Source organism: Sphaerisporangium sp. NPDC049002 (genome assembly GCF_040649355.1).
Classification (GTDB): domain Bacteria; phylum Actinomycetota; class Actinomycetes; order Streptosporangiales; family Streptosporangiaceae; genus Sphaerisporangium.
Window position 1 is genome coordinate 1 of sequence record NZ_JBEZFH010000324.1, and the last position, 5,857, is coordinate 5,857.

Consider the following 5,857-nt stretch of genomic DNA (forward strand, 5'->3'; position numbering starts at 1 on the left):
GCGTGGCCAGGGACCTCGGCTACCTCAGGGTGCCGCCGGGGATCCTCGTCGACTCCCGGGAGATCGAGGCGGACGCGGTCGAGGGCCCTGGCGAGCTCCTCGGGGTAGTCGCTGGTGAACGTCACCCACTCGCCGCTCGCCGGGTGGTCGAACGCCAGCGAGACCGCGTGCAGCCACTGGCGGGTCACGCCCAGCCGGGCCGCGAGCGTGGGGTCGGCGCCGTAGGCCAGGTCTCCGACGCAGGGGTGCCGCAGGGCCGACATGTGGACCCGGATCTGGTGGGTGCGGCCCGTCTCCAGCTTGATGTCGAGCAGCGACGCCGCCCGGAACGCCTCGATGGTGTCGTAGTGCGTGATCGACGGCTTGCCCCCCGCCACGACCGCGAACCTGCCGTCGCCGGCCGGGTGCCGGTCGATGGGGGCGTCCACGGTGCCGCGCAGCGGATCGGGATGCCCCTGGACCATCGCGTGGTAGTGCTTCTCGACCGTGCGCTCCTTGAAGGCCCGCTTGAGCCGGGAGTAGGCCATCTCGCTCTTGGCGACCGCCATCACCCCGGTGGTGTTGGCGTCGAGGCGGTGGACGATGCCCTGGCGCTCGGCCGCGCCGCTGGTCGCCACCCGGTGCCCGGCGCCCAGCAGGCCGCCGAGGACGGTCGGGCCCGTCCAGCCCACGGTGGGATGCGCCGCCACGCCGATCGGCTTGTCGATCACGATGATGTCGTCGTCCTCGTACAGGACGCGCATGCCCGGGACGGGCTCCGCCACCGGCGCGGGCATGGTGGGCGGCGGGGGGATCACGACGTCGAGCCACGCGCCCGCGCGCACCCGGTCGGACTTGGCCGCGGCCGCGCCGTCGACCTGGACGTCACCCGCGGAGATCAGCTCGGCGGCGAGGGTGCGGGAGAAGCCGAACAGCCGCGCCAGCGCGGCGTCCAGGCGCTCCCCCTCCAGCCCGTCGGGAACCGGGAGGCTGCGCTGTTCACCCATGACGCTCATCTCCACGCTCCCCCTGCTCGTCCTTGCCGCTCTGCGTCGTGGTGTGCTCGTCCCCCACGCGGGACCCGTCGATCTGGTAGCCCCGCCAGGCGAGGAAGACCGCGAGGACGCCGCCGCAGACGATCGCCGAGTCGGCGATGTTGAACACCGGGAAGTGCGTGACGGGGAAGGCCTCGATCCAGTCGACGACGTGTCCCTGGAACGGGGCGGGAGAGCGGAAGACGCGGTCGGTGAGGTTGCCGATGGCGCCGCCGAGCAGCAGCCCGAGCGTGATCGCCCAGGGGACGCTGCGGAGCTGGCGCGCCGTGCGCAGGATGGCGATGACCACACCGGCCGCGATCACCGTGAAGATGATCGTCATGCCGGTGCCGATGCTGAAGGCGGCGCCCGAGTTGCGGATCACCCGCAACCGGAGCAGGTCGCCGGCCACGCGGACCGGCTCCCCGCCCTCCAGGAGCCTCACCACAAGGGTCTTGGTGACGAGGTCGAGCACGTAGATGAGCACCGCCACCACCGCGAGGGAGCCGATGCGCTTGCCGCGGAGCGGCTCCGTCCCGTCGGTGGTCTCCGGCGATGCGTTCAGCGACGCTCCTCCCGCTGCTTGCACGACACGCATAGCGTCGCCCTCGGGAACGCCTGGAGGCGTTCCTTGCCGATCGGCTTGTGGCACGATTCGCACACTCCGTATGTTCCTGCGTCGATGCGGGCGAGCGCCCGCTCGTTCTGCGCGACCAGATCTCGCGCATTCAGGGTAAGGGCGATCTCGCGTTCCCGCTCATAGGTCTTGGCCCCGGCATCGGCCTGGTCGTCTCCCGCGCTGTCGCTGATGTCCCCCGAGGCGATCTGCGACTCGGAGCGGGCGACCTCGGCGTTGAGCTCCTCGATCTCACCCTGGAGGCGTTTGCGGACCTCGGAGATCTCCCCGTTGGTCCAGCCGGCGGCGCCGTCCGTTTCGGTGACGGTCTTCGCCGCACGCGTCATACCGGCCATGAAGGCCTCCTCGCCGATCGCCATGAGCCATGAGCAGTGCGGGAAGCATAGGTCGGCCATATCGGAAGAACAAACGACGCGCCGACCGTTTACGTCATCAGTAACAGCGCAGCCCTTTCGGTCAATTCCTGCTCATTACCGATGATCTCCAGGATCTTATCCGTGCTTGTCGCTCCACTTACCAGGCGTACCTCCGCGAGCCGCACGTCCGAGGAGGCCACGGCCACGCGCGCCTCCTCCGCCGCCTGCCTTTCCGCCCGCCGCGCGGGCGTCCGCGTTCACCCCGTTCGCGACGCCCCGGTAAGCGGCGGCCGGCCGTACCCCGGCGTCACCGCATAAACGGGTCGGCGCTCGGCCCGGGGTGGGATATCGTTTTAGATTGCAAGGCGTTGATGGGGACGAGTACCTCCGTGCCCTACTCGCACGAGCGACCCGGGGACGGTGCGAGCCCGGGGCGAGAGCCGGAGGGAAGATCACCCCGGAGCCGCCGGAGGAACGGCAGCGATCAGCTCGACGGCTGCGCGCGGCCCGGTAGAACCGGCAGCGATGACAAGAGTGGGCCTCTTTTCGGGAAAGTTCTCCGGAGGGGGTCAAGGAGGGTGGTACCGCGGGGCCGTCGGCCTCGTCCCTCCACGCCATGGAGAAACGCTCGCGTGGAGGTATGCCCCTACGATGTCCGCACCCTACTTCCGCCCGCTCCCCGCGCAGGTCGACCTGCCCGCCTTCGAGGCGGAGGTGCTCGACCGCTGGCGCGACGGCAAGGTATTCGAACGCTCGCTCGAACAGAACGCGGACGGCCCGTCCTGGATCTTCTTCGAAGGGCCTCCCACCGCCAACGGCATGCCCGGCGTGCACCACATCGAGGCGCGTGTCTTCAAGGACGTCTTCCCCCGCTACAAGTCGATGCGCGGGTTCAACGTCCCCCGCAAGGCCGGGTGGGACTGCCACGGCCTGCCCGTCGAGGTCGCCGTCGAGCGCGAGCTGGGCCTGTCCGGCAAGCCCGAGATCGAGGCGTACGGCATCGCCGAGTTCAACGAGCGCTGCCGCGAGTCGGTGCGGCGCCACGTGGACGCCTTCGAGGAGATGACCGAGCGGATGGGCTACTGGGTCGACATGTCCCAGGCCTACCGCACGATGGACCCCTCCTACGTCGAGGCCGTCTGGTGGTCGCTGAAGGTCATCTGGGACAAGGACCTGCTGTTCCGCGACTTCCGCATCACCCCGTACTGCCCGCGCTGCGGCACCGGCCTGTCCGACCACGAGCTCGGCCAGCCCGGCGGGTACGAGAACGTCTCCAGCCCGTCGGTCTACGTGCGGATGCCGGTGACCTCCGGCCGCTTCGAGGGCGCCGACCTGCTCATCTGGACCACCACGCCGTGGACGCTCGTGTCCAACACCGCCGTGGCCGTCCACCCCGACGTGACGTACGTCGTCGCGGCCAAGGACGGCGAGCGGCCGGTCGTCGTGGCCGAGCCGCTGGTTTCGAGCGCGCTCGGCGAGGACTGGACGGTCACCGAGCGCGTCCAGGGCTCCGAGCTGGAGCACACGCCGTACGCGCGGCCGTTCGAGCTGGTCGACATCCCCGGCGCCCACTACGTGGTGCTGGCCGACTACGTCACCGTCGAGGACGGCACCGGCCTGGTCCACCAGGCTCCGGCGTTCGGCGCCGACGACATGACGACCTGCAAGCGGTACGGCCTGCCGGTGGTCAACCCGATCGGCCCCGACGGGCGCTTCCTGGCCAGCGTGCCGCAGGTCGGCGGCCGGTTCTTCAAGGACGCCGACGAGGGGCTCACCGAGGACCTGCGGGCCCGCGGCCTGCTGTTCCGCGGCAGCCACTTCGAGCACAGCTACCCGCACTGCTGGCGGTGCCACACGCCGCTGCTCTACTACGCGCTCCCCTCCTGGTACATCCGCACCACCCGGATCAAGGACCGGCTGCTCGCCGAGAACGAGCGCACCAACTGGTTCCCGGCCACGATCAAGGAGGGCCGCTACGGCGAGTGGCTCCGCAACAACGTCGACTGGGCCCTGTCCCGGTCGCGTTACTGGGGCACTCCGCTGCCGCTGTGGGTGTGCTCGGCCGACGAGTCCCACGTGACCTGCGTCGGGTCGCTGAAGGAGCTGGGCGAGCACGCCGGGCTCGACCTGTCGGCCCTCGACCCGCACCGGCCGTTCGTCGACGACGTCACCTTCGCCTGCCCGACCTGCGGGGCCGAGGCCCGCCGCGTCCCCGACGTCATCGACGCCTGGTACGACTCCGGCGCCATGCCGTTCGCCCAGTGGGGCGCCCCGCACGTGAACAACGACGTCTTCGAGAAGTCCTACCCCGGCCAGTTCATCTGCGAGGCGCTCGACCAGACCCGCGGCTGGTTCTACTCGATGATGACCGTCGGCACGCTGGTGTTCGACCGGTCGGCGTACGAGAACGTGCTGTGCCTCGGCCTGATCCTCGCCGAGGACGGCCGCAAGATGAGCAAGCACCTCGGCAACGTGCTCCAGCCGATCCCGCTGATGAACGAGCACGGCGCCGACGCGCTGCGCTGGTTCATGGCGACCTCCGGCTCCCCGTGGGCGCCGCGCCGGGTGGGCCACGGCACCCTGGAGGAGATCGTCAGGAAGGTCCTGCTGACCTACTGGAACACGACCTCCTTCTTCACGCTGTACGCCAACGCCGAGTCGTGGTCGCCTGGGCGGCTGGCGGAGGCCCCCGCGTACGCCGACCGCCCGCTGATCGACCGCTGGGCCCTGGCGGAGCTCAACCGGACCGTCTCCGACGTAACCGACGCGCTGGAGACGTTCGACACCACGCGGGCCGGGCGGCGGCTGACCGAGTTCCTCGACGACCTGTCCAACTGGTACGTCCGCAGGTCCCGGCGCCGGTTCTGGTCGGGCGACGTCTCGGCGTTCGCCACGCTGTACGAGTCCCTGGAGACCGTGACGCGGCTGATGGCGCCCCTGGTGCCGTTCCTCACCGACTACCTGTGGGACGTGCTGCGCGCCCCCGAGGCGCCCTCCTCGGTCCACCTGACCACGTGGCCGGAGGTGAACCAGGACCTGCTCGACTCCGGCCTGTCGGAGCAGATGGCCCTGGTACGCCGCCTGGTGGAGCTCGGCAGGTCGGCGCGCGCGTCCAGCGGCGTCAAGACCCGCCAGCCTCTCGGGCGCGCGCTCGTCGGCGCCTCACGCTGGGCGTCCCTGCCCGGCTCGCTGCGCGAGCTGATCGCCGAGGAGCTGAACGTGCAGGCGCTGGAGGACCTGTCGTCGTTCTCCGCCGACCTGGTCTCCTTCACCGTCAAGCCGAACTTCCGCACGCTCGGCAAGCGCTTCGGCAGCGGCACCAAGGAGGTCGCGGCCGCCATCACGGCCGCCGACCCGGCGGCGCTGGCCGCGAAGGTCCGCGCGGGCGAGGCGGCCACGGTGGTCGTCGACGGGTCCGAGGTCGCCCTCGGGCCGGACGAGCTGATCGTCACCGAGCAGCCGCGGGCGGGCTGGGCCGTCGAGACGGGCGCAGTCGGCACGGGCACCGGCGAGACCGTCGCCCTCGACCTGACGGTCACGCCCGAGCTCTCGCGTGCCGGCCTCATCCGCGAGGTCATCCGCCTGGTGCAGGACGCCCGCAAGTCGAGCGGCCTTTCGATCACCGACCGCATCTCCCTGTGGTGGTCGGCCTCGGGCGACCTCGCCGAGGCCCTGCGGGCGGACGGCCAGAGGGTCGCCGACGAGGTCCTGGCGACCACGATGACCGAGGGGGCACCCGCCACCGACCTGCCCGGACCCGGCCGCGTCCACGATCACCGGGAGGATCAGCGCGGAGTAGCTGTCGTACAGGCCGAGCTGGTTGAGCACCAGGAACTTCGGGATGAACAGCA

4 protein-coding genes are annotated in these 5,857 nt (G+C 70.7%); 1 reads left to right on the top strand and 3 read right to left on the bottom strand.

Annotated elements, in window-relative coordinates; all coding sequences use genetic code 11:
* The 3 genes from AB0B89_RS34405 to AB0B89_RS34415 form a co-directional block, all read right to left on the bottom strand.
* Nucleotides 1–986: RluA family pseudouridine synthase (locus AB0B89_RS34405; protein WP_358561325.1), on the bottom strand; the 986-nt coding region annotated here is incomplete at its 3' end.
* Nucleotides 979–1,602, bottom strand: coding sequence for a signal peptidase II (gene lspA, locus AB0B89_RS34410; RefSeq protein WP_358561320.1), 624 nt, complete (start codon nucleotides 1,600–1,602; stop codon nucleotides 979–981). The genes lspA and AB0B89_RS34405, both read right to left, overlap by 8 nt.
* On the bottom strand, nucleotides 1,575–1,976 hold the full coding sequence (locus AB0B89_RS34415; RefSeq protein ID WP_358561328.1) for a TraR/DksA C4-type zinc finger protein: 402 nt from the start codon (nucleotides 1,974–1,976) through the stop codon (nucleotides 1,575–1,577). Before AB0B89_RS34415 ends, lspA begins: the two co-directional genes overlap by 28 nt.
* 681 nt (nucleotides 1,977–2,657) lie before the next feature.
* Here AB0B89_RS34415 and ileS point away from each other — a divergent pair.
* Nucleotides 2,658–5,857, top strand: a 3,200-nt coding sequence (ileS, locus tag AB0B89_RS34420) for an isoleucine--tRNA ligase (protein ID WP_358561323.1), incomplete at its 3' end; no start/stop codon positions are given.